Origin of the sequence: Sphingomonas sp. MS122 (assembly GCF_049532975.1) — a bacterium.
In the GTDB taxonomy this organism is placed as follows: Bacteria; Pseudomonadota; Alphaproteobacteria; order Sphingomonadales; family Sphingomonadaceae; genus Sphingomonas.
Genome location: NZ_CP186695.1, coordinates 3,023,101 through 3,046,986, shown reverse-complemented (window position 1 = coordinate 3,046,986; position 23,886 = coordinate 3,023,101). Strand labels below are relative to the sequence as shown.

General features: G+C 67.0%; 28 protein-coding genes. 12 read left to right on the top strand and 16 right to left on the bottom strand.

Annotated elements, in window-relative coordinates; translation table 11 throughout:
* Positions 1–16: 16 nt before the first annotated feature.
* Positions 17–481 carry an Lrp/AsnC family transcriptional regulator gene (locus ACO227_RS14760; protein WP_423602693.1) on the top strand — a complete coding sequence of 155 codons (465 nt, stop codon included), beginning with the start codon at positions 17–19 and terminating at the stop codon, positions 479–481.
* 53 nt (positions 482–534) lie between these two features.
* Here ACO227_RS14760 and ACO227_RS14755 read toward each other — a convergent pair whose 3' ends face one another.
* Complete coding sequence (locus ACO227_RS14755) at positions 535–1,794, bottom strand: hypothetical protein (protein ID WP_423602691.1); 1,260 nt, start codon at positions 1,792–1,794, stop codon at positions 535–537.
* A 269-nt stretch (positions 1,795–2,063) separates the two neighbouring features.
* Between ACO227_RS14755 and gyrA the strand changes: the two genes are divergently transcribed.
* Positions 2,064–4,829: a DNA gyrase subunit A gene (gyrA, locus tag ACO227_RS14750; protein WP_423602689.1), complete on the top strand. Its 2,766-nt coding sequence runs from the start codon at positions 2,064–2,066 to the stop codon at positions 4,827–4,829.
* The gene (locus ACO227_RS14745) at positions 4,826–5,173 is read left to right on the top strand and encodes a DUF952 domain-containing protein (RefSeq protein ID WP_423602687.1); all 348 of its coding nucleotides are present in this window, start codon (positions 4,826–4,828) and stop codon (positions 5,171–5,173) included. The genes gyrA and ACO227_RS14745 overlap by 4 nt, the downstream gene beginning before the upstream one ends.
* Here the strand turns inward: ACO227_RS14745 and ACO227_RS14740 are convergent.
* From ACO227_RS14740 to ACO227_RS14720, 5 genes are all read right to left on the bottom strand, one after another.
* Positions 5,151–5,519, bottom strand: a complete 369-nt coding sequence (locus tag ACO227_RS14740; RefSeq protein ID WP_423602686.1) for a hypothetical protein — start codon at positions 5,517–5,519, stop codon at positions 5,151–5,153. The genes ACO227_RS14745 and ACO227_RS14740 overlap by 23 nt on opposite strands.
* An 86-nt stretch (positions 5,520–5,605) precedes the next feature.
* Positions 5,606–5,920 carry a DUF6665 family protein gene (locus tag ACO227_RS14735; RefSeq protein ID WP_423602685.1) on the bottom strand — a complete coding sequence of 105 codons (315 nt, stop codon included), beginning with the start codon at positions 5,918–5,920 and terminating at the stop codon, positions 5,606–5,608.
* The gene (locus ACO227_RS14730; RefSeq protein ID WP_423602683.1) at positions 5,917–6,366 is read right to left on the bottom strand and encodes a DUF488 family protein; all 450 of its coding nucleotides are present in this window, start codon (positions 6,364–6,366) and stop codon (positions 5,917–5,919) included. The genes ACO227_RS14735 and ACO227_RS14730 overlap by 4 nt, the downstream gene beginning before the upstream one ends.
* A gap of 18 nt (positions 6,367–6,384) precedes the next feature.
* Positions 6,385–6,774, bottom strand: coding sequence for a VOC family protein (locus tag ACO227_RS14725; RefSeq protein WP_423602681.1), 390 nt, complete (start codon positions 6,772–6,774; stop codon positions 6,385–6,387).
* Positions 6,775–6,804: 30 nt separating this feature from the next.
* Positions 6,805–7,182: a VOC family protein gene (locus ACO227_RS14720; RefSeq protein WP_423602679.1), complete on the bottom strand. Its 378-nt coding sequence runs from the start codon at positions 7,180–7,182 to the stop codon at positions 6,805–6,807.
* A 40-nt stretch (positions 7,183–7,222) separates the two neighbouring features.
* Between ACO227_RS14720 and ACO227_RS14715 the strand changes: the two genes are divergently transcribed.
* The 4 genes from ACO227_RS14715 (at position 7,223) to ACO227_RS14700 (ending at position 9,468) form a co-directional block, all read left to right on the top strand.
* Positions 7,223–7,771: a GbsR/MarR family transcriptional regulator gene (locus tag ACO227_RS14715; protein WP_423602678.1), complete on the top strand. Its 549-nt coding sequence runs from the start codon at positions 7,223–7,225 to the stop codon at positions 7,769–7,771.
* Positions 7,772–7,853: 82 nt separating this feature from the next.
* Positions 7,854–8,669 carry a fatty acid desaturase gene (locus ACO227_RS14710; RefSeq protein ID WP_423602677.1) on the top strand — a complete coding sequence of 272 codons (816 nt, stop codon included), beginning with the start codon at positions 7,854–7,856 and terminating at the stop codon, positions 8,667–8,669.
* Positions 8,670–8,691: 22 nt separating this feature from the next.
* Positions 8,692–9,111 carry a hypothetical protein gene (locus ACO227_RS14705; RefSeq protein WP_423602675.1) on the top strand — a complete coding sequence of 140 codons (420 nt, stop codon included), beginning with the start codon at positions 8,692–8,694 and terminating at the stop codon, positions 9,109–9,111.
* Between the two features lie 60 nt (positions 9,112–9,171).
* Positions 9,172–9,468, top strand: a complete 297-nt coding sequence (locus tag ACO227_RS14700; protein WP_423602674.1) for a hypothetical protein — start codon at positions 9,172–9,174, stop codon at positions 9,466–9,468.
* Between the two features lie 5 nt (positions 9,469–9,473).
* Here ACO227_RS14700 and ACO227_RS14695 read toward each other — a convergent pair whose 3' ends face one another.
* Positions 9,474–10,112, bottom strand: coding sequence for a lysoplasmalogenase family protein (locus ACO227_RS14695; protein ID WP_423602673.1), 639 nt, complete (start codon positions 10,110–10,112; stop codon positions 9,474–9,476).
* A 130-nt stretch (positions 10,113–10,242) separates the two neighbouring features.
* Here ACO227_RS14695 and trmFO point away from each other — a divergent pair, with 130 nt between their 5' ends.
* Entirely contained in the window at positions 10,243–11,574 is a 1,332-nt protein-coding gene (trmFO, locus tag ACO227_RS14690) for a methylenetetrahydrofolate--tRNA-(uracil(54)-C(5))-methyltransferase (FADH(2)-oxidizing) TrmFO (RefSeq protein ID WP_423602671.1), read from the top strand.
* A gap of 1 nt (position 11,575) precedes the next feature.
* Here the strand turns inward: trmFO and ACO227_RS14685 are convergent, their stop codons facing one another.
* Complete coding sequence (locus ACO227_RS14685) at positions 11,576–12,058, bottom strand: histidine kinase (protein ID WP_423602669.1); 483 nt, start codon at positions 12,056–12,058, stop codon at positions 11,576–11,578.
* A gap of 60 nt (positions 12,059–12,118) precedes the next feature.
* Positions 12,119–12,766 (bottom strand): hypothetical protein, encoded by a 648-nt coding sequence (locus ACO227_RS14680; RefSeq protein WP_423602667.1) that lies wholly within the window; start codon positions 12,764–12,766, stop codon positions 12,119–12,121.
* 111 nt (positions 12,767–12,877) lie between these two features.
* Here ACO227_RS14680 and ACO227_RS14675 point away from each other — a divergent pair, with 111 nt between their 5' ends.
* The 3 genes from ACO227_RS14675 to ACO227_RS14665 are packed head-to-tail and all read left to right on the top strand — an operon-like array spanning position 12,878 to position 16,277.
* Positions 12,878–14,989, top strand: coding sequence for a TadE/TadG family type IV pilus assembly protein (locus ACO227_RS14675; RefSeq protein WP_423602666.1), 2,112 nt, complete (start codon positions 12,878–12,880; stop codon positions 14,987–14,989).
* Positions 14,986–15,612, top strand: coding sequence for a TadE/TadG family type IV pilus assembly protein (locus ACO227_RS14670; RefSeq protein ID WP_423602665.1), 627 nt, complete (start codon positions 14,986–14,988; stop codon positions 15,610–15,612). Before ACO227_RS14675 ends, ACO227_RS14670 begins: the two co-directional genes overlap by 4 nt.
* A complete protein-coding gene (locus ACO227_RS14665) occupies positions 15,609–16,277 on the top strand; it encodes a TadE/TadG family type IV pilus assembly protein (RefSeq protein WP_423602664.1) in 669 nt (222 codons plus the stop codon). The genes ACO227_RS14670 and ACO227_RS14665 overlap by 4 nt, the downstream gene beginning before the upstream one ends.
* 30 nt (positions 16,278–16,307) lie before the next feature.
* On the opposite strand, the gene ACO227_RS14660 is transcribed toward ACO227_RS14665, so the two are convergent.
* The 7 genes from ACO227_RS14660 to eno all read right to left on the bottom strand — a co-directional run bounded on the left by ACO227_RS14660 (position 16,308) and on the right by eno (position 23,207).
* Positions 16,308–17,735 carry a pyruvate dehydrogenase complex E1 component subunit beta gene (locus ACO227_RS14660; protein ID WP_423602662.1) on the bottom strand — a complete coding sequence of 476 codons (1,428 nt, stop codon included), beginning with the start codon at positions 17,733–17,735 and terminating at the stop codon, positions 16,308–16,310.
* 1 nt (position 17,736) lies between these two features.
* Positions 17,737–18,798: a pyruvate dehydrogenase (acetyl-transferring) E1 component subunit alpha gene (gene pdhA, locus ACO227_RS14655; protein ID WP_423602660.1), complete on the bottom strand. Its 1,062-nt coding sequence runs from the start codon at positions 18,796–18,798 to the stop codon at positions 17,737–17,739.
* Positions 18,799–18,893: 95 nt separating this feature from the next.
* Positions 18,894–19,205 carry an FtsB family cell division protein gene (locus ACO227_RS14650; protein WP_423602659.1) on the bottom strand — a complete coding sequence of 104 codons (312 nt, stop codon included), beginning with the start codon at positions 19,203–19,205 and terminating at the stop codon, positions 18,894–18,896.
* A 43-nt stretch (positions 19,206–19,248) separates the two neighbouring features.
* Positions 19,249–20,034 (bottom strand): SDR family NAD(P)-dependent oxidoreductase, encoded by a 786-nt coding sequence (locus tag ACO227_RS14645; RefSeq protein ID WP_423602657.1) that lies wholly within the window; start codon positions 20,032–20,034, stop codon positions 19,249–19,251.
* Between the two features lie 5 nt (positions 20,035–20,039).
* A complete protein-coding gene (locus ACO227_RS14640; protein WP_423602655.1) occupies positions 20,040–21,230 on the bottom strand; it encodes a zinc-dependent alcohol dehydrogenase in 1,191 nt (396 codons plus the stop codon).
* Positions 21,230–21,835, bottom strand: a complete 606-nt coding sequence (locus tag ACO227_RS14635; RefSeq protein WP_423602653.1) for an SRPBCC family protein — start codon at positions 21,833–21,835, stop codon at positions 21,230–21,232. The genes ACO227_RS14640 and ACO227_RS14635 overlap by 1 nt, the downstream gene beginning before the upstream one ends.
* 97 nt (positions 21,836–21,932) lie before the next feature.
* The gene (gene eno, locus ACO227_RS14630) at positions 21,933–23,207 is read right to left on the bottom strand and encodes a phosphopyruvate hydratase (protein ID WP_423602651.1); all 1,275 of its coding nucleotides are present in this window, start codon (positions 23,205–23,207) and stop codon (positions 21,933–21,935) included.
* A gap of 141 nt (positions 23,208–23,348) precedes the next feature.
* Here eno and ACO227_RS14625 point away from each other — a divergent pair, with 141 nt between their 5' ends.
* Complete coding sequence (locus tag ACO227_RS14625; protein ID WP_423602649.1) at positions 23,349–23,870, top strand: hypothetical protein; 522 nt, start codon at positions 23,349–23,351, stop codon at positions 23,868–23,870.
* The last annotated feature ends 16 nt before the right edge of the window (positions 23,871–23,886 follow it).

The following is a 23,886-nucleotide window of genomic DNA, read 5'->3' as shown; positions in this document are numbered from 1 at the left end:
AAAAGGGGAAGACCGAATGGCCTTTGACGAGATCGACCGGCAGATCATGGCGCATCTACAGGCCGATGGCCGGATGACCAACGTCGATCTGGCCGACCGGGTCGGCCTGACCGCTCCGCCCTGCCTGCGCCGGGTCCGTACGCTCGAGGAGAAGGGCGCGATTCGCGGCTATCATGCCGATCTCGACCCGGCGTGGCTCGGCTATACCATCACCGTCTTCGCGATGGTCAGCCTCAAGAGCCAGGCCGAGACCGATCTCGAGGCGTTCGAGGCGCATGTCGCCGAGATCCCCGAGATCCGCGAATGCTACATGCTCAACGGCGACATCGACTTCATCCTCAAGATCGTCGCCAAGGACCTCTCCAGCTTCCAGCAGTTCCTGACCACGCGCCTGACGACCGCGCCCAACGTCGCGCATGTCCGCACCTCGCTCACGATCCGCTCGTCCAAGTCGCTCCCGGGGGTTCCGGTCGAGCCCTGACGCAAAAGGGGCGGCGCGACGGCCGCCCCCTCGCGTTCGCACGGCCGCGCGGCTCAGGCCGCGGGCAGGTCCATCCAGGTCGACCAGAAGCGCGCGATGTCGGCGCGCGGCGTGCCGGTCACCGCGCCGAACGCGGTCTTCGCCTCGGCCTTCTGGCCCGACAGCGCCAGCGCGATGCCGAGGCGCGTGTTCACCACATTGGTGTCCACGCTGCCCTTCTGCAGCGCCAGGCGGTACATCTCGATCGCCTTGGCATAGTTGCGCTGGCCGAGATAGGCGTCGCCGGTCTGCATCGCGAGGCTGCCGTTGGCGGCGGCGGTCGCCTTCTTCTCCTCGCCGGCGAGCGGCACTTCCGCCTTCTCCTGCTTGTCGGCGGTCGCATAGAGCTGGTTGATCTGGGTGTTGGTCTTGGTGACCTTGCCGTTCGCGCGGCCCTCGTCGATCACCGACTTGACCTCGCCCGGCAGGCCGCGGCGCTGCGCGACGTCGGCATACTGGAGATAGTCGGTCTCGCCGCCCATCGCCTTGGCCGCGCGCATCAGGCGCAGCACGTCGAGCCGCTGGTCGGGGTCGAGCGTCACGCCCTTGGCCTGGATCTGCTCGAGATAGATCAGCAGCGACGAACGCCACGCGTCGGGGCCGGGATAGGCCGCTATCTGCTTGTTGATCCACAGCGCGGCGGAGTCCTTGTTGCCCGAGCGGTAGAGTTCGGACACCGCGATCTTGTACCAGTTCTCCGGCGCCTTTTGGCCCGCGGCCTCGCGCGCCTTGATCGCCTCGTCGAGCGAGGCGACGCCGCCGTTCACGTCCTTGGTCTGGAACTGCGCCACCGCGCGCTGCAGCGGCAGGTCGGGCTGGTTGGCGTTCAGCTCGCGCGCCTTGGCATAATGGGGCAGCGCCTCGGCATATTTCTTGTCCTGCGCCAGCAGCTGGCCGCGCAGGAAGTGCAGGTTGCCGAGGTCCGGTCCGGCGATCTTGCCGCTCGCGATCAGCGTGTCGAGCGCGGCGCCGCGGCCGGCATTGCTCTTCTTCTTGGTCTCGAGGTCGTAGCGCATCCGCGCCGCGAAGAATTTCTCGTCGGGATTGGCGGCGAGCGCCTCCAGCGCGGCGAGCTTCGTTTCCTCGAGCGCCAGGTCGGCGCCCTTGGCGGCCTCCTGCGCCTCGACCGCGGCCTTGCGGTAGGCGGCGCTCATCTTGAGCTGCGCGGCTTCTTCCTTCTCCTTCTTCTGCGCCGCGGCGGGGGCGGCGGCAAAGAGGGCGGGCATGCCGAGAACGATCGCCGCGGACAGCGCGACTTTCGAGACAGACTTCATTCAGGACTCTCCTTACGCAGGGGTCAGCGTAGCAAAAAGGGGCGCAACCGCTCTAGTAATCCGCCTCGCCGGGTCAAGGCGCAGTGCATCGTTTCGCCCCTCGCATCGGCTCGCTGAACGCACATTGAACGCCTTGGCTCCGCCGGAACACGCCGCGCCGCCCACGCGCGCACGCGTACGCGCGTGGGCGTGCGCGCGGGCTTGGCAGGTGGTCACCGCCCCGCTAGAGCGGTCACAACTCTGAAACAACCCTTCGAAAGCACCAGCACTTGACCGACGAGACCGTCCTCGCGGACCCTTCCGACATTACCCCGATCTCGATCGTCGACGAGATGAAGACCTCGTACCTCGATTACGCGATGAGCGTGATCGTGGCGCGCGCCCTGCCCGACGTCCGCGACGGCCTCAAGCCCGTCCATCGCCGCATCCTCTACGCCGCGCAGGAAGGCGGCTATGTCGCCGGCCGCGCCTATCGCAAGTCGGCCCGCCTGGTCGGTGACGTGATGGGTAAGTACCACCCGCACGGCGACAGCTCGATCTACGACGCGATGGCGCGCATGGCGCAGGACTGGGCGATGCGCGTGCCGCTGATCGACGGCCAGGGCAATTTCGGGTCGATGGATCCCGATCCGCCCGCGGCGATGCGCTATACCGAGGCGCGGCTCGCCCGCGTCGCCTCCGCCCTGCTCGACGATATCGAGAAGGACACGGTCGACTTCCAGGACAATTACGACGGCTCCGAGAGCGAGCCGACCGTGCTCCCCGCGCGCTTCCCCAACCTGCTGGTCAACGGCGCCGGCGGCATCGCGGTCGGCATGGCGACCAACATCCCGCCGCACAATCTCGGCGAAGTGATCGACGCCTGCCTCGCCTATATGGACAATGGCGCGGTGACGGTCGAGGAGCTGATGGAGATCGTCCCCGGCCCCGATTTCCCGACCGGCGCGCTGATCCTCGGCCGCTCGGGCTGCCGCAGCGCCTATCAGACGGGCCGCGGCTCGATCATCGTGCGTTCGCGCCACAGCTTCGAACAGCGCGGCGAGCGCCGCTCGATCGTGCTCACCGAAATCCCCTACCAGCAGGGCAAGAACGCGCTGGTCGAGAAGATCGCCGAAGCCGCCAAGGACAAGCGAGTCGACGGCGTCAGCGACATTCGCGACGAATCGAGCCGCGAGGGCGTGCGCATCGTCATCGACTTGAAACGCGACGCGACGCCCGAGGTCGTGCTCAACCAGATCTGGCGCAACACCCCGGCGCAGTCGAGCTTCCCGGCCAACATGCTCGCGATCCGCGGCGGCCGCCCCGAACTGCTCAACCTGCGCGACATCGTCGAGGCGTTCGTCAAGTTCCGCGAACAGGTGATCACCCGCCGCTCCAAGTTCGAGCTCGCCAAGGCGCGTGACCGGGCGCACATCTTGCTCGGCCTGGTCATCGCGGTGACCAATCTCGACGAGGTCGTCCGCATCATCCGCAGCTCGTCGAGCCCCGTCGCGGCGCGCGAGGCGCTGCTGATGCGCGAATGGCCGATCGCCGAGATCGCGCCGTACATCCGCCTCGTCGAAGCGGTCGAGACCGAGGTCGCGGGCGACACTTACCGCCTGTCCGACATCCAGGTCCGCGCCATCCTCGACCTGCGCCTGCACCGCCTCACCGCACTCGGCCGCGACGAGATCGGCGACGAGCTCAAGACGCTCGCCGATTCGATCGCCGAGCTGCTCGAGATCCTCGCCAACCGCGCTCGCCTGTACGAAGTGATGCGCGAGGAGCTGACCGCGGTGCGCGACGCCTATGCGACCCCGCGCCGCACCGAGATCGCCGCCGCCGCCGACGGGATCGAGGACGAGGACCTGATCGAGCGCGAGGACATGGTCGTGACCGTCACGGTCCAGGGCTATATCAAGCGCACCAGCCTCGACACCTTCCGCGCGCAGGGCCGCGGCGGCAAGGGCCGCGCCGGCATGGCGACCAAGGACGAGGATGCCGTCACCGAGCTGTTCGTCACCTCGACTCACACGCCGGTGCTGTTCTTCTCGACGCTGGGCAAGGTCTACCGCATGAAGGTGTGGCGCCTGCCCGAGGGCGGCGCCAACACCCGCGGCCGGCCGATGATCAACCTGCTCCCGCTCGCCGCGGGCGAGACGATCTCGACCGTCCTCCCGCTCCCCGAGGACGAGGCGGAGTGGGGCAAGCTCCACGTCATGTTCGCGACCGCCAAGGGTTCGGTCCGCCGCAACTCGATGGACGCGTTCACCAACGTGCCCTCGAACGGCAAGATCGCGATGAAGTTCGAGGGCGAGGACGAGGACGACCGGCTGATCGGGGTCGCCTTGCTCGACGAGGCCGACGACGTGCTGCTGGCCACGCGCCAGGGCAAGGCGATCCGCTTCCCCGGCGACGATGTCCGCGAGTTCCAGAGCCGCAACTCGACCGGCGTGCGCGGCATGCGGCTGGCCGAGGGCGACGAGGTGATCTCGCTGTCGATCCTCCACCGCGCGGGCATCAAGGACCAGGACGAGCGCGAGGACTATCTCCGCCACGCCCCGTGGAAGAGCGAGGACACCGAGGGCACCCGCCAGCCGCGCCGCATGGACGATGCCCGCTTCGAGGAACTCAAGGCCAAGGAGCAGTTCATCCTCACCGTCTGCGCCAACGGTTATGGCAAGCTGTCGTCGGCGTACGAGTATCGCCGCACCGGCCGCGGCGGCCAGGGCATCACCAATATCGACAACATCGCCCGCAACGGCCTCGTCGTCGCGAGCTTCCCGGCGACCAAGGGCCATCAGCTGATGCTGGTCACCGACCAGGCCAAGATGATCCGCATGTCGCTCGGCGACCTGCGCGTGATCGGCCGCGGTTCGGCCGGCGTGCGGCTGTTCAACGTCGCCGACGACGAGCATGTCGTCTCCGCCGCCCGCATCGAGGAGACCGAGGATGAGGCCGAAGTGAACCTCGCCGACGGTCCGGACGTTGGAGAGCCGACGCCCGACGCGACTCCGGGCGAGGACCTGGCCGAGGGGCCCGAAGGAGGCGAATGAAGCCCACCACCGCCTACAAGGTGCTGACCGCCGCGCAGATGCATGCGCTCGAGCATGACGGCAGCTTCGCCGGCGCGCCGGTCGACCTTGCCGACGGCTATATCCACATGTCGACGCGCGACCAGCTCACCGAGACGGTCGACAAGCATTTCGCCGGGCAGGACGATCTGTGGGTCGCGGCGGTCGACCTCGAAGCGCTGGGCGGGGCGGTGAAGTGGGAGGTGTCGCGCGGCGGCGCGGAGTTCCCGCACCTCTACGCCCCGCTCCCGCTCGACGCCGTGATCGCCTATTCGCCGCTCGAACGCGATGCCGACGGCAGCGTCAGGCTGCCGGTGACGGGCTGACTCGATTCCCCCTGGCGGCGGCGCGGAAGAACGCCGCCGAGATCAGCCACAGCACCGCGAAGACGGTGTTGAACAGCAGGGCCTTGAACGGCCCATCCGCCACGCTTGCGGTGATCGGCGCGGTTGCGATGGCGATCCCGAGCAACGCCTGCATCGTCGCGGCGCCCAGCATCGTCCGTGCCACGCCCGCGGCCTGGAACCACGCCGCGAACGCGCCCACGCCTGCCGCCAGGATCACGAAGAAATAGCCGATGGCATTGCCGTCGTCGCGGACGATCGTGGTCCACACGCTGAGGAACGAGGTGAGAAACGCGATGCCAACGCCCGCGCGATATGATCCGGCCATGTCAGGTCTCCCGTGAGAACTGGAGCCATCATGGCAGCGGCCAGGATGAGCCGCATGAGCAACCGCTGAGGAAAGTCTGAAAGCGGCTATCCGCGCGCCGGCCGCGCCCCGATCCGCACCCGCACCTCGCCCGGCACCCCGAAATCCTCGAGGGGCGCGCCAAGGCCGTGGATCCCGCACACTTCGCGCTGGATCAGATAAACATGCGCCGCATCCGCCGCCGCCTGCACCAGCGCCTCGCGGCCCTCGCCCGCTCCGGCGTCGCGCAGCTTCGCCAGTGCCGCCTCCAGCGCCTTGCCCGCCCGGCCCAGCGTCGCGGCCTTCTCGGCCAGCACTTCGCGCTGGAAATCGTTGAACACTTCCTGCGCGCGCGACGAGGGCGAAAGCGGACGGCTGCTCATGCGTGCGATATGGGATCGGCGAACAGGTCTTCCACCTCGACCCCCTCGCCCTCCGCGGCGATCAGCAAGGTGCGGTGGCACATCCCGGGGTCGCGCTCGAAGCACAGCAGCGCGCTCGGCGTCTCGGCGATCAGCGCACGCATCCGCGCCGCCTGCGCCTGCGCCTCGGGCAGTTCGAGCTGGCCGGCATAGACCGCCTCCAGCGTCGCGCGGTCGCCCTTCTTGGCAGCGTCGCGTCCCGGCTTGGGCGTGCCCAGCGCTTTCAGATGCACATAGCCGATCCCGCGTTCCTTCAGCGCGGCGGCGAGCGGGACCTTGGAAAAGCCCGGCCGGCGCGACAAGGGCAGCTGCCGCACGTCGATCACCTGGCGCACCCCGGCGCCCTCCAGCGCGGCGAGGAACGACTCCGTCGTCGCGCCCTCATATCCGATGGTGAAGACCTTCATCCGCTCGCTCCCGCCGGCTCATTGGGGCTTATGACACACTGCCTCGACATTGATCCCGTCGGGATCGTGGACGAAGGCGCCATAGTAATCGGGGTGATAGTGCGCGCGGACGCCGGGCGCGCCATTGTCCCGTCCGCCCGCCGCCATCGCGGCCGCGTAAAAGGCGTCCACCTCCGCGCGGTTCTCCGCGACGAACGCGATATGGATGCCGCTGCCCTTGGGGCCGCCATTGCTCAGCCAGAAGTCCGGCTTGCCATGCTTGCCATAGCCAAGGCCGTGATAGACGCCCCCCGTCATCTCGGGCGTGACCTCCATCACCACCTTCGCGCCGATCGTGCCCAGCGCCGCGTCATAGAAACGGCGCGAGGTTTCAAAGTCGCTTGCCGAAACACCCATATGGTCGATCATCGCATCCTCCTCCAGAACCCTCGCGGCGCGTCACGCCGGCTTATGGCACACCGCCTCGACGTTCATCCCGTCGGGGTCGATCGCGAACGCGGCATAATAGTTCGGATGATAGTCTTCGCGTATCCCCGGCGCACCATTGTCCTTGCCGCCCGCCGCCAGCGCCGCGGCGTGGAACGCGTCCACCGCTTCCCGGCTCTCCGCGCGAAAGGCATGGTGCACCCCGTCGCTCACCGGCTCCCCGTCCGCGATGACGAAGTCCACCTCGTCCACGCCCATCAGCACGATGTTGTTGCCGAGCCCGTTGGTCTCCTCGCCCATGACGCGATAGCCGAGCGGGGCCAGCGCGGCCTCGTAGAAGCGGCGCGACGCCACGATGTCCGTCACCGGGATCCCGAGATGATCGATCATGGTTGACTCCTACAATTTCTGAAATTACAGAAATTACATCATGACCCGGTTCGCCGAACATCCCGACGCCAAGGCGTTCATCCTCCATTGGGGCGAGATGGGAACGCAATGGGGCGTCAATCGCTCCGTCGCGCAGGTCCATGCTTTGCTCTACCTCGCCGACCGCCCGCTCCATGCCGAGGAGATCGTCGAGGCACTCGGCCTCGCCCGCTCCAACGTCTCGACCGCACTCAAGGAGCTGCAGGGCTATGGCATCGTTCGCCGTGTCCATGTCGAGGGCGACCGCCGCGACCATTTCGTCGCGGAGACCGACCTGTGGGAGATGCTCATGCGAATCGTCGCCGAGCGCAAGCGGCGCGAGGTCGACCCGACGATCCAGCTGCTCGGCGAGCTCGCCGCGCGCCTCGCCGCCGACCACACCGCCCCGCCCCAGGTGCGCGAGCGCGTCGGCCGGATGCATGAATTCATCGGCACGCTCGGCGGCTGGTACGACCAGGTCCGCGTGCTGCCCAAGCCCACGCTCGTCACGCTGATGAAGCTAGGCGGCAAGGTCGCCCGCCTCATCCCCGGTTCCCGCAGCAAGGATTGATCCCACACGCTCATCCCACGGTCCAACCTCGCACGCCAATAAATTTCTGAAATTACAGAAATACCAGCAAGGGAGAAACAAGATGGCTCGACATCATCCCGGCCCCGCCGATCCGGCACTTCGCGGTGTGGCCTGGCGCGATCTGGTGCCGATGCGCCCGCGCGACGGCGTGATCGAGTGCCTCCACCCCCTGCCCTGGCTGGCGCTGTCGCTGGCCCTCGCCGAGTTCACCCTCTGGCCGCTCGCAATTCCCGCCAGCTTCATGTTCTTCCTCACCGCGCTGCGGCTCAACCACGAGGCGATCCACCACAATCTCGGCTTCGGCCCGCGCGGCCACCGCCGCGTGCTCCATGTGCTGAGCGCGTTGATGCTCGGCTCCAACAGCTCCGTCGCGTTCAACCACCTCCACCATCATCGGAAGGTCGGGACTGCGGACGATATCGAGGGGAAATGCGGCGAGATGACGCTGTGGGAGGTGCTACGCTACGGCCCGCGCTTCCCGGTCGAGACGCACATCCATGGCTGGCGCAACGGGGGGCCGCAGCTTCGCCGGCGGATGGGCGTGGATCTCGCGCTCAACGCGGCCGTGATCGGCGCCGCGCTCGCCAGCCAATGGGCACCTTTGCTCTACCATATCGCCGCGATGCTGGTGGCGCAGAGCCTCACCGCCTTCTTCGCGGTGTGGATCACCCATCATGGCTGCGAGGACGGCATCGTCGCGCGCACCCAGCGCGGCCGGCTGCTCAACCTGGTCAGCTACAACATGTTCTTCCACCTCGAGCACCACCTGTTCCCCGCGGTGCCCGTCAGCCGCTTGGCGACCCTCGCCGCCCGCCTCGACGCCGCGGCGCCGAGGCTGGCGGAGCGGGTTCGGATGGTGGTGCCGGTGGCGCGATGACCAGCAAACGGGAGATTTCCAGATGAAGCGCTTCAGATTTGGCCCCGGCGCCGCACTCGCCCTGTTCTGCGCCGGTCCGGTTTTCGTCATCACCATGACGCTTGGGAGCGTGATCCTCTATTCTGCGCCAGCCGGGACATGGCAGGAGTCATTTGGCACCCTCTTCGCCATCGCGATCCTTGCGCTTCCGTTCGGAGCGCTTCTCGCGGCGATACCCGTGAGCCTGGGTGGATTTCTCATGGGGTGGCTCGGGGTGGATCAACCCGCCAGCCGCCACCCGCTCGTCTGGGCAGGTGCCGGCATTCTGTTCGCGCTGCCGATGGCCGCGATCATGGTCATCCCGCTGACCACGGAGGGCGCAGCACTCTTCGGTTCCACCGGCGCGATCTGCGCGCTGCTGGTCCGCTACGGCGCGCGCTGGGACGACGAAGCGGCAGGATAGCTCCGTCAACGCGGCCTTGAGCCCGGGCCCGCTTCCTTCTGCTGATCAGGATTTCAAGCGATGGATTTCACTTACTGGATCGCATTCGCGCTATCGCTGTTGGTCGGCTTGGTCACCGCCTTCGCGCTTGTAGCCGCCGGAAAACAACCGACACGGAAACATTATCGCCGCATCGTCGCCAGCGTGGTCGCAATCGATTGTCTCCTGCTAATCAATTGGAGCGCCATTACGCTCGAAGAATCCTGGATCTTGGCGGTCGACCTCGTTTTCTTCACCATCTACGGAGCCTTGGGCGCCGCAATCGGCATGTTCCCGGCCATCGTCGTCGGTGCGATCGTCCGGCGCCTCCGGCGCTGACCCCTTCACGCTTCCTCCGTCAGGCTCCGAACCACCCCCCACGCGATCAGCGCTTGCGCCGCGAAATAGGTCGGCCAGATCAGCAGGCTCGGCACGAACGACTCCCTGAGCAGCCCGAAGCGCGAGAAGATCAGCAGGTCCGACACCACGAACAGCACTGCGCCGATCCCGACGCGATAGCGCGGAAAGCGGCTCGTCCACGCCGTCGCCGCCATGACGCCGAGGAACGCGGCATAGACGCCCACCGGCAGCGCCTGCCCCGCCGGCGCCGCGAGCGGCGCCGCGATCCCGATCGTCGCGGGCGCGAGCAGATAGCCCAGCAGCTTCTGGCTCGATGAAGGGTTGGCGCGCCGGTTGCGGAGATACAGGACGATCGCCACCGCATGCCCCGCCGCGAACGCCGCGCCGCCTGCGGTGAATCCCTCGACCACCTCCAGCAACAGGTCGCCCAGCGCGCCCAGCGCCAGCGCGCCCGCGATCAGCCAGCCGTCGGTGCTGCGCGCCCGGCTCGCCGCCCACGCCGCGAGCAGCGCCACGCCGCTGGTCTTCCACGCCGCCTGCCACGCCCCCGCGTCGACGATCCCCCAACCGGTCAGCGAATAGCTCGCCCCCGCCAGCACCGCGACCCCGAACAGCCACCCCATCACTTTCCCTTTTCCTACAGCCCCCGCCCTGGCGTAAGGGCTTGGGGGAGGACGTCCGTCAGTCGCGGACAGGTGTCAAGCGCGCGCGTGACAACCCCTCGATCGTGTCAACTTTGTCAACTTCGAGCGAATGACCGAACATCAAGTCCATATCATCGGCGGCGGCCTCGCCGGGTCCGAAGCCGCCTGGCAGCTCGCCAATGCCGGCGTCCGCGTGAAGCTCTCCGAGATGCGCGGCAGCGGCGACATGACGCCCGCCCACCAGACCGACGGGCTCGCCGAGCTGGTCTGCTCGAACAGCTTCCGCTCCGACGATGCGGAGCGCAACGCGGTGGGCCTGCTGCACCAGGAGATGCGCGATCTCGGCTCGATCATCATGGCGCAAGGCGACCTCCACAAGGTGCCCGCCGGCTCCGCGCTCGCGGTCGACCGCGACCATTTCTCCGCCGGCGTCACCGCCGCGCTCGAAGCCCATCCCAACATCGCCATCGTGCGCGAGCGGGTGGACCAGCTCCCCGCCGAGGGCCTGACGATCGTCGCCACCGGCCCGCTGACCGCGCCCGGCTTGGCCGACAGCATCGGCAGCGCGACCGGCAAGGACAGCCTCGCCTTCTTCGACGCGATCGCACCGATCGTCCACCGCGACAGCATCGACATGGACGTCGCCTGGATGCAGTCGCGCTGGAACAAGGTCGGCCCGGGCGGCACGGGCAAGGATTACATCAACTGCCCGATGACCAAGGACCAGTATCTCGCCTTCCACCAGGGCCTGCTCGACGGCGAGAAGGCCGAGTTCAAGCAATGGGAGGACGTCCCGTACTTCGAGGGGTGCATGCCGATCGAGGTGATGGCCGAGCGCGGCGTCGACACGCTGCGCTACGGCCCGATGAAGGGGGTCGGGCTCGACGATCCGCGCACCGGGCGCTGGCCCTATGCCGTGGTCCAGCTCCGCCAGGACAATGCCAGCGGCACGCTGTGGAACATGGTCGGCTTCCAGACCAAGCTCAAGCATGGCGCCCAGGTCGAGCTGTTCCGCACCATCCCGGGGCTCGAGAATGCCGAGTTCGCGCGCCTCGGCGGGCTCCACCGCAACACCTTCATCCGCTCGCCCGAGCTGCTCGATGCAACGCTGCGCCTCAAGTCGCGCCCGCACATCCGCTTCGCCGGCCAGGTCACGGGCTGCGAGGGCTATGTCGAGAGCGCGGCGATCGGCCTGCTCGCGGGCCGCTTCGCCGCCGCCGAGATCCTCGGCCGCCCGCTCGCGCCGCCCCCGGTCGAGACCGCGCTCGGCGCGCTGCTCGGCCACATCACCGGCGGCGCGGAGATCGAGACCTATCAGCCGATGAACGTCAATTTCGGGCTGATGCCGCCGATCGAGGGCCGCACCAAGAAGGCGGACCGCAAGCTCATGTACACCGCCCGCGCCCGCGAAGCGTTCGCTGGATGGCTCAAGGCCGCCTGAGCTATTCCTCGGCGGCCTCGGCCAGCGCCTTGGCGACCTCGGCGCGGCAGTTGCAGCGCGGTCCGGCGGCAGCGCGGCGCTTGGGCGCGGTGGCGGCGAATTCGGCGCGGGTCAGCCCGCCCGATCGGTCCTTGTCGGCCTCGGCGAAGCGAGTCGAGGTCCGCACCGTCCATTCCTCGAACGAGAGCTTGCCGTCGCTGTCCTTGTCAAGCTTGGCGAATGCCTTGCGCCGCGGCTGCTGCATCTCGGCGAGCGTGATCGTGCCGTTCCTGTCCTTGTCGCCGCGGTCGAAGCGCTTCTCCTCGCGGCTCCGGTCCGCTCGCGGCACCTCCGCGACGCTCGCCTCGCGCTGCGCGGCAGCTTCGGTCTGCGCCGGCTTGGGCGCCGGCGGTACCGGTTCGGGAGTCGCGCTCCCCTTGAACAGAAAGATCCCCGCTCCGGCCATCAGCAACGCCGCGATGCCGCCCACGAAATAGCGCCACATGCCCGATTCTCCCCCTCAGGACGGCAGCAAGCTAGCGTCTCTACGGGCGGCAGCAAGACGTCACTTGCCGGTCATGCGATGCCACAGCGCGCGCGCCGTCCGCCGCGGCGAGCCCCGGGGCACGCCCTCCAGGCCGAGCCGCGCCAGATGGGCCATCGCCCCCATCGTGCGTCCGTTGCGGCTCCAGCGCGCAGCCGTCGCCTGCGCCAGCGAACGCTCTGCGATCGCCCGCGCCGCGGCAGCCTCGGCCGGATCGCTGAGCCCGTCCACCAGGTCCGCCAGCGCCCAGCCCTCGCCAGCCGGCGTCAGCGGATCGGCGGGCGATGCGCCCGCCAGGATGCCGGCAAGCTCGAAGATCCGCCGGCCCCGCGCGCCATAGGTGCGCAGCGCGAGATCATCGAGCTCCGCCTGCATCAGCGCCTGCCACGCCTGCGCGATCCCGGCCACCATCGACCCCGCCAGCCCCATGCGCAGAACGTCGCGCGCGATCCCCTGCAGCACCGGCTCGGGCGGCGGCGGCGCCGTGTCGAGCGCGATCAGGGCGTCATGCCACCATTGCAGGCGGATCTGTCCCAGCATCGGCTCGCTCGTCGTGCGCACCGTCTCCGCCAGCCTGTCGTCGAGCGCGAGCAGCGCCGCCAGCCCGGCGCGCGCCGCGGCGGTCGGGGCATAGGCGAGGATCATCCTCCGTTCCGGATCTGAAATCATCGGCCGCCTCCATTCCGGAGCCAGCGTAGACGCGGCGTTAACCATGCGCTTTCAGCGCGCGTTAGCCGCACCTGAGCCATGGCACCCGATGGAACGGGGGACGAGGCATCGATGACCAGTTGCGCAGAGGCAGCGCACAGCGCACGCACATGGCTGACATCACTTGCCCGCGACACGCGCGGCAACACGCTCGCAATCATCGCAGCATCGATCATTCCGCTGGCGGGCATGGTGGGCGGCGGCGTGGACATCAGCCGCATGTACATCGTCAAGACGCGCCTGCAACATGCCTGCGACGCCGGCGCGCTTGCGGGCCGCAAGATGATGGGCGGCGGCAGCTGGTCCGCGAACACCTATGCCGCGCGCGGCGAGGCCGAGCGTTTCTTCGACGCGAACTTCAATCCCAACGCATACGGGACCAAGCTCGAAGAGCCGGCGACACGGCGCAGCTTCACCGAAAGCGCAGGCAAGGTCACCGGGAATGCCCGTGCGGTCGTGCCGATGACGCTGATGCGCATCTTCGGCAAGACTGACGAAACGCTCACCGTCACCTGCGACGCCGAGATGCGGCTGCCGAACACCGACGTGATGTTCGTGCTCGATACCACCGGGTCGATGAACTTTTGCCCGAACGGCGATACAAGCTGCAACGGCGACGCGAATTCGCGCATCGCCGCGCTGCGCAAGGCGGTGAAGTGCTTCTATCAGATCGTCGCCCGACTCGACGTGCCCGATGCCGATTGCGAGGGTGACGAGCCGAGCGGGGGCACCGGCAACCAGGTGCAGATCCGCTTCGGTTTCGTGCCCTATTCGACCAATGTGAACGTGGGCAAGCTCCTGCCCAACGACTATCTGGTGGACCGTTGGTCGTATCAGACCCGCAGGCCCGACCTGGCCGTGCCGCCCCAGAAGACCGAGACACGCTGGGAAAGCTATGGCGGCGGTTCGCTTACCCAGAGCGACTGCCTCCTGTTCATGAACAACCAGGCCTTTGGCTCCTTCACTCCGACCCCGGCCAGCTCGGGCGGCCCCGCCCCTGCGCCAACGGTCGAGGCGAGCTTTCCGAGCGACGGGTCGGCCACCAATGGCGGCGCGAACGGCGAATGGGGTTGGACGTCGGGGTCGAACTCGACCGAGAGCTGGGGCAACGCGCCCGACAGGTCGACCGGTGGCAGCGACAACAGGAAGAGCTGCCGCCGCAAGAAGACGACGACCACCACCTATTATGAGGAAAAGTTCGCGTCTTGGGACTATGGGCCGTTCGAAATCGACGTGAGGGGGCTCAAGGCCGGCGGCAGCAGCTGGAACAGCAGCTTCACCATGCCAAGCTCGCTGACTGATCCCAACACGACTTCAATCGCCGATCCGGTGAACGGCATTGGCGGCAAGGATATCCCGGCAGCCACCATCACCTGGGCCGGGTGTATCGAGGAGCGCGACACGCCGAACGATACCACCGACTTCGACCCGATTCCGTCGGAAGCCCTCGACCTCGACATCGACATGGTGCCCAACAGCGACGAATCGCGCTGGAGGCCAGCGCTGCCGCGCCTGATATTCACGCGCGGCACTACCAGCGGCACCAACTATGACGGCAACATCTGGACGAGCGGGAATACCTACGGTTGGTCCACCGACCCGATTCCGGCGTCGACCACGGACTACGCCAACCGCTCAACCTTCTTCTGTCCCACCGAGGCACGCAAGCTGCAGGCCTGGAACGACCCGACGACGTTCCAGGGCTATGTCAACTCGCTCGATCCGGACGGCAACACCTATCACGACATCGGCATCATCTGGGGCGCGCGCCTGATATCGCCGACCGGAATCTTCGGGAGCGAGAACCAGACCACGCCCAATGGCGGCGAGATCGAGCGGCACATGATCTTCATGACCGACGGCGACACCAACGCGAACGCCGGCGACTATGCCGCTTATGGCCTGCCCTTCTTCGATCATCGCCAGACGCCCGAGAACCCCACCAAGGCACAGCTGGACGAGCAGGTGAACCTCCGCTTCCTCGCGATCTGCCAGTGGGTGCGGAACAAGAACATCACCCTGTGGGTGATCAACTTCGGCGAGGGACAGAGCCAGGCGACGCAGGATCGCCTCGAAGCATGCGCCTCCGAAGGTCGCTATTTCTCGGCCTCGGATGGCTCCGCGCTCCAGGCGACGTTCAAGTCGATCGCCGACCAGATCTCGCAGCTGAGGCTGACCAAATGAGCCGCGCCGCGCATCGCCTTCGCGCGCTCGCCCGCGACGAGCGCGGCGCCACGATCGTCGAGTTCGCGATCGTCGCGCCGGTGCTGGGCTTCACGCTGCTCGCGACGTTCGACGTGGCGCACACGCTGTACATGCGCGCCGCGCTGCAGGGCGTGGTGCAAAAGGCGGCACGCGACCTGACGCTCGAATCCGGCCTTACCACCGCGACGCAGGACGCGCTCGACGACAAGGTGCGGAAGCAGGTGAAGGCGCTTGCCAACAACGGCACGGTGACGATTTCGCGGCAATGGTACCGCAAGTACGAGCATGTGGTGGCGTCGCAATTCGAGCCCTGGACCGACACCAACGGCAACGGAACCTGCGACGGCCCGCAAGGCGGCACGCCGGGCGAGCCCTATGAGGACACCAACGGCAACAGCCGCTGGGACTCCAGCGGCGGCAATCTCAGCCAGGGCGGCGCCAAGGATGCGGTGCTCTACACGGCGACGGTCAGCTATCCCCGTTTCTTCCCGGTCTATAATGTGATCGGCGGCTCCAACACGACCAGGATCAGCGCATCGACGGTCCTGCGCAACCAGCCCTATGGCGACCAGGGCGCGCCCACCGTGAGGAATTGCCCGTGAAGCCCTTCCTGACCCTGATCGGCAACAGCGGGCGCCGGCTCGGCCGCGACACGAGTGGACTGGCGCTCCTCGAGTTCGCCTTCGGCATGCCGGTCGTGCTGCTGATGAGCCTCACCGGCGCCGAGCTCACCAACTACATCATCACCAAGATGCGCATCAGCCAGATCGCGTTGCAGCTGGCCGACAACGCCGCCCGTATCGGTTCGGGCAGCCAGCTCGAATCGAAGAAGATCTACGAAAGCGACATCAACGACCTGCTCGCCGGCGCCGATTTCCAGTCAGGCGAGCTGAAGCTGTTCACCAACGGGCGCGTGATCATCTCCAGCGTCGAGCCCCATGCAACGACGGCGAACAAATACCGGATTCGCTGGCAGCGCTGCAAAGGCAACAAGACGACCTGGACGTCGAGCTACGGCAATCCCACGTCAGCGACGCTCGTCGACGGCGTCGGACCCGCCGGCCGCCAGGTGATCGCGCCGCCCCGCGGCGTCGCGATGTTCGTGGAGGTGCGTTACCAATATCAGCCGCTGATCAAGTCTTCACTGTCACCGACGAGCGAAATCAACGAGATCGCGTCGATGATGGTGCGCGACGCCCGCGACACCACCGGCGGCACCAATGGCGTCTATCAGGAAGCCGGGGTCACCGCGTCGAACTGCAGCTGAGCCCCTCCCCGAAGGGAGGGGTCAGGGATTTCAGCGGTAAGTTACCTTCTTCACGCCCGCGACCACCTTGTCCGCGGTGATCAGCGCCAGCTTCTCGAGGTTGGCGGCATAGGGCAGCGGCACGTCCTCGTTCGCGACGCGCACGACGGGGGCGTCGAGATCGTCGAAACCCTCTTCCATCGCGATCGTCACGATCTCCGACGCGATCGAGCAGACCGGCCAACCTTCCTCGACCACCACCATGCGGTTGGTCTTCTTGAGGCTCTCCAGCACCGTCGCCTTGTCGAGCGGACGCAGCGTGCGCAGGTCGATCACCTCGGCGTCGATCCCCTCGCCCGCCAGCGTCTCCGCCGCCTCGAGCGCGACGCCGACGCCGATCGAATAGCTCACGATCGTCACGTCCTTGCCCGGGCGCACGATGCGCGCCTTGCCGATCGGGAGCACCCAGTCGTCGAGCTTGGGCACGTCGAAGGTGCGGCCGTACATCAGCTCGTTCTCGAGGAACACGACCGGGTCCTCGCTGCGGATCGCGGCCTTGAGCAGGCCCTTGGCATCGGCCGCGTCATAAGGCGCGATCACGATCAGGCCCGGCACGCTGGCATACCACGGGCCGTAATTCTGCGAGTGCTGCGCCGCGACGCGGCTCGCCGCGCCGTTGGGACCGCGGAACACGATCGGGCAGCGCATCTGACCGCCGGACATATAGTTGGTCTTGGCCGCCGAGTTGATGATGTGATCGATCGCCTGCATGGCGAAGTTGAACGTCATGAACTCGATGATCGGCTTCAATCCGCCCATCGCCGCGCCGGTGCCGACGCCGGCAAAGCCGTATTCGGTGATCGGCGTGTCGATCACGCGCTTGGCGCCGAACTCGTCGAGCAGGCCCTGGGTGACCTTGTAGGCGCCCTGATACTCGGCGACTTCCTCGCCCATCACGAAGACGCGCGCATCGGCGCGCATTTCCTCGGCCATGGCGTCGCGCAACGCCTCGCGGACCGTGGTCTTGACCATCTCGGTGCCCGCCGGGACTTCCGGATCGGCCACGGTCGCCGCCTTGTCGCTGGCGAGCTGCTTGGTGCCGCTGTCGGCCTTCTTGGGGCCGCCATCTTCGCCGGCTTCGGACTCGGCCGCCTTCTGCGCCTGCGCTGGCGCCTCGGCCTGAGCGGCAGGTGCAGGCGCGGGCGCCGGGGTCGAGGCGTCCTCGCCCCCCTCTTCGCCTTCTGCCGCGATCGTCGCGATCACGGTGCCGACCTTCACGCCGTCGGTGCCCTCGGCCACCAGGATCGACGCGATCGTGCCTTCGTCGACGGCCTCGAATTCCATCGTCGCCTTGTCGGTCTCGATCTCGGCGAGGATGTCGCCCGACTTCACTGTGTCGCCTTCCTTCACCAGCCACTTGGCGAGCGTGCCCTCTTCCATCGTCGGCGAGAGCGCCGGCATCTTGAGCTCGATCGCCATCTCAGTAAGTCCCCACCAGTACGTCGGTATAAAGTTCGGCCGGATCGGGCTCCGGCGTCTGCTCGGCGAAATCGGCGGCTTCGTTCACCGCTTTGCGGATCTCGGCCTCGATCGCCTTGAGCTGGTCTTCCTTGACGCCCGCGGCCTCGAGCTCCTTCTTGACGCCCTCGATCGGATCGCTGTTGTCGCGCACCGCCTGGACCTCGTCGCGCGAGCGGTATTTGGCGGGATCGGACATCGAGTGGCCGCGATAGCGATAGGTCTTCATCTCGAGGATGATCGGCCCCTTGCCCGCGCGCACCCACGCCAGCGCCTCCTCGGCCGCGCCGCGGCAGGCGAGCACGTCCATGCCGTCGACCTGGATGCCGGGGATGCGGAAGCTTTCGCCGCGGCGATAGAGCTGGTCCTCCGCCGAGGAGCGGTTGACGCTGGTGCCCATCGCGTACTGGTTGTTCTCGATCACGTAGATGATCGGGAGCTTCCACAGCTCGGCCATGTTGAAGCTCTCGTACACCTGGCCCTGATTGGCCGCGCCGTCGCCGAAATAGGCCATCGCGACGCCGCCGTCCTCGTTATATTTGTGCGCGAAGGCGAGGCCGGTGCCGAGCGAGACCTGCGCGCCGACGATGCCGTGGCCGCCGTAGAACTTCTTCTCGGTCGAGAACATGTGCATCGACCCGCCCTTGCCGCGGCTGATGCCCGCCGCGCGACCGGTCAGCTCGGCCATGATCTCCTTGGGATCGATGCCATAGGCGAGCATGTGGCCATGGTCGCGATAGCCGGTAATCACCGAATCCTTGTCGCCGTCGAGCGCCGACTGCAGGCCGACCGCGACCGCTTCCTGGCCGATATAGAGGTGGCAGAAGCCGCCGATGAAGCCGAGGCCGTAGAGCTGTCCCGCCTTCTCCTCGAAGCGACGGATGAGCAGCATCTGGCGGTAGAATTCCAGCAATTGCTCTTTCGAGGCTTTGTACCGCTCCGGTTCGTTTGGACGTTCGCGATTAGTTGCAGCTGGTTCTACTTTACGGCTCTTTGCCGGCGCTTTTGCCACGATGACCCTCATCCTGGGGAGAGATGGAAGCGGCCCTATAGGCCGGTTCGCAGCCCAGGCGCAATGATGACGCGCGCGTAAGGCAGCGAGGCGGTCGCCGCCCGCCCTCAATCGAGCGGAACGATCACCTCGTCGGGGTGGACGACGTTGAGTTTCTTGCGCGTCAACTCGTCGACCATGTCGGGATCGGCGCCCTTCTGGTCGAGCAGCTTCACGCGGTTGCGCAGCTCCGCGCGCGCCTTCTCGAGCTTGGCGAGCTCGGCGTGCTTCACGGCGAGCTGGCGCTTGTAGTCGCCATAGGTGAGCATCCCATTGGGGCCCAGCACCGCCGAATAGGCGAAGAAGCCCATGAAGATGATCGCGACCGCGGGAAGCCCCGCGCGGCTCAGGATCGCCTTGAAGGATGTCGAACGCGCCATGCGTGCCTTCTCGCGCAAAGCGAATCGCCGATCAACCATGAACTCAGACGTTGCCGCTGCCGGGCTCTGCCTGCTTGCGATGCATCTCGGCGAGCGCCGCTTGCGGCACGACGCCGGCGCCAGCGACCTGCACCTTGTTGGCGAAGCCGGAGACGAGGTGCCCCTTGCCCGCCATCAGCGCGTCCCAGCCGTCCTGCGCGACCTTGGCCGGATCGGCCTTGCCGTCGTCCTGGCCGATCTGCGTATCGAGCATGCCCGCGCGCGCGAAGAACTCGGTGTCGGTCGGTCCCGGCATCAGCGTGGTGAGCGTGACCCCTGCCACATCCTTGATCTCGTTGCGCAGAGCTTCGGCGAAATTGTCGATGAACGCCTTGGTCGCGTTGTAGATCGCATTGAAGCTGCCGGGGATGTAGCCGGCGATCGAGCCGGTCACCAGGACCTTGCCCTCACCGCGCGCGACCATGTCCCTGAGCACCTTCTGGATGAGATAGACGGTGCCGGTGACGTTGGTATCGATCGAGTGCCGCCAGCTGGCGACGTCCTGCTCGAGAAACGCGCCGCCTCTCCCGACCCCGGCATTGGCGAACAGCAAGTCGATCGATCGCACGCCTGCCGCGTCCAACAGCCGGTCGACGCCTTCGATCGTGGAAAGATCGGCCTCGACCGATTCCACCTGCGTGCCGAACTGCCGGAAATCCTCGGCCGCCGCTGCGATCAGCGGCTCGTTCGCGACCACGATCAGGTCGCAGCCTTGCCGCGCCGCGATATGCGCCAACTCGAACCCGATCCCCGTCGACGCGCCGGTCACGACCGCTAGCCTGTTCGCCACCCGCCTTACTCCGCCGCCGGCGCCAGGCCGGGCTTGAGCACGACCTTGGTCACCTCATTCTGGTTGTCGTGGAACATCTTGTAGCCCGCCGGCGCCTCCTCGAGCGGGAGGGTGTGACTGATCAGGAAGGTCGTATCGATCCTGTCCTCCATGATCGCGTTGAGCAGCCCAGGCATATAATGCTGGACGTGGGTCTGTCCGGTCTTGAGCGTCAGCCCCTTCTCCATGAACGCGCCGAGCGGAAACTTGTCGACGAACCCGCCATAAACCGCCGGCATCGATACCCGCCCGCCCTTGCGGCATGCCAGGATCGCCTGGCGGATCGCATGGATGCGGTCGGTGCCGAGGAAGGTCGACGCCTTGATCTGGTCGATGACGTTGTCGACGAAGAAGCCGTGCGCCTCGAGCCCGACGGCATCGATCACCGCATCGGGTCCGATCCCGCCGGTCATCTCCATCAGCGCTTCGTAGGTCGCGGTCTCCTCGAAGTTGATCGTCTCCGCGCCAAACTTCCTCGCGAGTTCGAGCCGACGTGGAAAATGATCGATCGCGATGACGCGCTCCGCGCCCATCAGCAGCGCCGACTGCACCGCGAATAGCCCGACCGGCCCGCAGCCCCACACCGCGACGGTATCGCCCGGCTCGATCCCGGCATTCTCCGCCGCCATCCAGCCGGTGGGGAGGATGTCGGAGAGGAACAGCACCTTCTCGTCCTCGACCCCGTCCGGCACCACGATCGGTCCGACATCGCTGAACGGCACGCGGACATATTCCGCCTGTCCGCCCGAATAGCCGCCGGTCATGTGGCTGTAGCCAAACAGCCCGCTCATCGGCTGGCCGTACAGTTCCTGCGCGATGTCCTGATTGTCGGCGGGGAGCGCGTTGTCGCACGCCGAATATTGATGCTTGCCGCAATGGAAGCACGCACCGCAGGAGATGGTGAACGGCACCACCACGCGCTGCCCCTTCTTGAGCGTCGACTTGGGCCCGACTTCGACCACCTCGCCCATGAACTCATGGCCGAGGATGTCGCCGGCCATCATCGTCGGGATGTAACCGTCATAGAGGTGGAGGTCCGAGCCGCAGATCGCGGTCGAGGTGACCTTGATGATCGCGTCGCGCGGGTTGAGGATCTCGGGGTCGTCGACCGTGTCGACGCGCACGTCGTGCTTTCCGTGCCAGGCCAAGGCGCGCATCAGTTCTTCCCCTCTTGCTGAAGGCGGCGATTGCGCGCGCCGGTGGCGATCTCGCCGGTTTCCATGAGCTGCTTGAAGCGCCTGAGGTCACGGCGCGCCTGGATCGCGGGCTCGCGCTGGAACATCTTGGCGATCACCTTGCCGATGATCCCGGCGGGCGGGTCGTAAAGGATCGTCGCGGTGACGATCGTGCCGCGATCGCCCTGTGCGTCGCGGAAATCGATCCGACCGCTATTGGGGACGTCGGCGCCCTCCTCGGACGCCCAGGCGATGAACTCGCCGTCGCGCTCCTCGGTGATGACGGCGGTCCATTCGACCGTCTTGTCGCCCGGCGCCTTCACCACCCACCGCGAGCGCCGGCCATCGAGCACGTCCACGCGCTCGACATTGTCCATGAACGTCGCGAGGTTGGCGAAATCGCGCCAATAAGCGAACAGCTCGGCGCGCGGGCGGTTGATCGTCACCGTGCGGCCGACCAGCGTGTCGGCATCGCCCTGCCCAGGCTTGTCGATCAGCGCAGCGGTGGCGGCATCGACCGCCGCGTCCGGGTGCTTCGATGTGGTGAGAGGAGCGTCGTCGCGCCCGGTCTCCAAAGTCTCGCCCATACGGCCCTCCTTCGGTTCGTTCCAGAACCAAGGGAGGGCGCGGGCGTTCCGCAGATACTCAAAAGATTTTCGTTGCGATACCGCAACTTAGCATAGGTTAGCGCAGGATCGAGCGCCCGGCATAGACCGCAGCGTCGCCCAGCTCCTCCTCGATGCGGATGAGCTGGTTGTACTTGGCGAGCCGGTCGGAGCGCGCGAGCGACCCGGTCTTGATCTGCCCGCAATTGGTCGCGACCGCGAGGTCGGCGATCGTCGCGTCCTCGGTCTCACCCGAACGGTGCGACATGACCGCGGTGTAGGACGCGCGCTGCGCCAGGCTCACCGCCTCGAGCGTCTCGGTCAGCGTGCCGATCTGGTTGACCTTGACCAGCAGCGAGTTGGCGTAACCGCCCTCGATGCCGCGCTTGAGCCGCGTGGGGTTGGTCACGAACAGGTCGTCGCCGACCAGCTGGACCTTGCCGCCGAGCTTCTCGGTCAGCAGCTTCCAGCCGTCCCAATCGTCCTCGGCCATTCCGTCCTCGATCGAGAAGATGGGATAGTTGGCCACGAGGCCCGCGAGGAACTCGGCATTCTCCGCGGAGGACAGCGTCTTGCCCTCGCCCACCATCTTGTAGGCACCGTCGCGATAATATTCGGTCGCGGCACAGTCGAGCGCCAGCATGACGTCGTCGCCCGGCTTGTAGCCCGCCGCCTCGATGCTCGCCATGATGAAGTCGAGCGCCTCGGTCGTGCTCGCGATGTTCGGCGCGAAGCCGCCCTCGTCGCCCACGCCGGTCGCCAGCCCCTTGTCGTGCAGCTTCTTCTTGAGCGTGTGGAAGATCTCGGCGCCGCAGCGCACCGCTTCGGCCAGGCTCTCGGCGCCGACCGGCATGACCATGAATTCCTGGAAGTCGATCGGGTTGTCGGCATGCTCGCCGCCATTGATGATGTTCATCATCGGCACCGGAAGGACATGCGCCGACACGCCGCCGACATAGCGGTAAAGCGGCAGCCCGCGCGCATCCGCCGCCGCCTTGGCGACCGCGAGGCTGACGCCGAGGATCGCGTTGGCGCCGAGCCGGCCCTTGTTCTCCGTCCCGTCGAGCTCGATCATCGCATAGTCGATATCGGCCTGGTCCTCGGCGTCGAGGCCGGTGATCTCCTCGGCGATCTCGCCGTTCACGCCCTCGACCGCTTCGAGCACGCCCTTGCCGAGATAGACGCTCTTGTCGCCGTCGCGCTTCTCGACCGCCTCATGCGCACCGGTCGAGGCGCCCGAAGGCACCGCGGCGCGGCCGAAACTGCCGTCTTCCAGCAACACATCGACCTCCACCGTCGGGTTGCCGCGGCTGTCGAGAATCTGGCGGGCATGGATGTCGATGATTGCGGTCACGAAATGGTCTCCCTAACTTGGAGGCGTCGGTGTCGCGCGGGCCTCTATCCCGTTCGCCGCCGCCGGGCAATTCGTGACGTAAAGGGAACCCTCCCCGCGCGCCGTGGTTGTTCCGGAAAAGGCAGCAAGAGGTTCAGAGCGATGGCTGACAAGACGTTCCCCAAGGACGAGAGCATGGATCCGGCGAGCGACGCGTTGGTCGTGGCCGATCCCGTGAAGGACACCGGCAATGCCGGCGTCGAGGGCAAGCGCGGCGCCGCGGACAAGATCCGCGACGAGGCCGGCAAGATCGCCAGCCAGGCCGGCGACAAGGCGCGCGCCTTCGCCGATACCGGCAAGGAGAAGGCGACCGGTGCGCTCGACGAATTCTCGAACATGATGCGCGAGGCGGCGGGCTCGGTCGACGAGCGGCTTGGGGAGCAATATGGCCAATATGCCCGCTCCGCGGCCGATCAGCTCTCGGACCTCGCCGAATCGCTGCGCGGCAAGCAGGTCGACGACCTGATCGACGATGCGCGTGATTTCGTGCGCAAGAGCCCCGCGGTCGCCGTGGGCATCGCCGCCGGGGTCGGATTCGTGCTCGCGCGCCTGCTCAAGTCGGGGCTCGACGCCGCCGGCGAGCTTGCCGACAAGGGCACCGACGACGGCAAGACCAAGGCGTAACCACCGAAACGGGGGG